This is a genomic window from Frankia sp. CcMO1, assembly GCF_977945845.1.
Window position 1 is genome coordinate 3,984 of sequence record NZ_CDWTMG010000318.1, and the last position, 743, is coordinate 4,726.

Genomic DNA, 743 nt, shown 5'->3' on the forward strand with positions numbered 1-743 from the left:
ACCACGGTCTCGTAGGTCGCGAGCGGCCGGCCGCGCCAGGTGACGCTGATATAGGAAAACAGCCTGTGCTCAATTTTGTTCCACTTCGAGGTCGCTGGCGGGAAATGACAGACCCTGATCTCCAGGCCGGTCCTGGCGGCGAGCCTCGCGAGCTCTCGCTTCCACAACCAGACCGTGTTCCCGTTCGACCCGCCGCAGTCGGCGGTAATCATGAGGCGTCTGGCATCCGGGTACTTCTCCCGGCCCATCTCGTCCCACCACCTGGCGATGGTCGCGACCGCGAACTGCGCCGTGTCGCTGGTGACCCCGACCGAGACCCACGCGGAATTGTCGGCAAGGTCGTAGACGCCGTAGGGAATGGCCTTCCCGTCTGCGAGGTAGGGAAAGTCGTAGGCGTTCACCTCGACCGGTTCGCCCTTGCGGTGCCACTCCCTGCCGCCCTGGTGGAACGGCCCGACCAGCTCCTTCTTCTTCGTGTCCACGCTGATCACCGGGTCTCCGGCCGCCAGGAACGCCGCCGCGGTGGCACTGATGTGGCGGAACTGGGCGTCACGGTCCGGATGCCCACGCCCCTCGTGCCTTTTGCGCGTTCCCTGGAGGCTGTACCCGATCGACTTCAGAATCTCGGCCACCACGGCATGACTGGCCGGATGCCCCATCCCGGTCAGCTCAAGGGCAAGCTTCCGAGTCGATTTCGTCGTCCACCGCAACGGCGTCATCGGATCCCCGCGGCTTTCCGGCTC

The 743-nt window shown here is 65.5% G+C and carries 1 protein-coding gene; it reads right to left on the reverse strand.

The features are described from left to right. Nucleotides 1-743, reverse strand: a 743-nt coding sequence (locus tag AC08OU_RS22930) for an ISAzo13 family transposase (RefSeq protein WP_476605774.1), incomplete at both ends; no start/stop codon positions are given.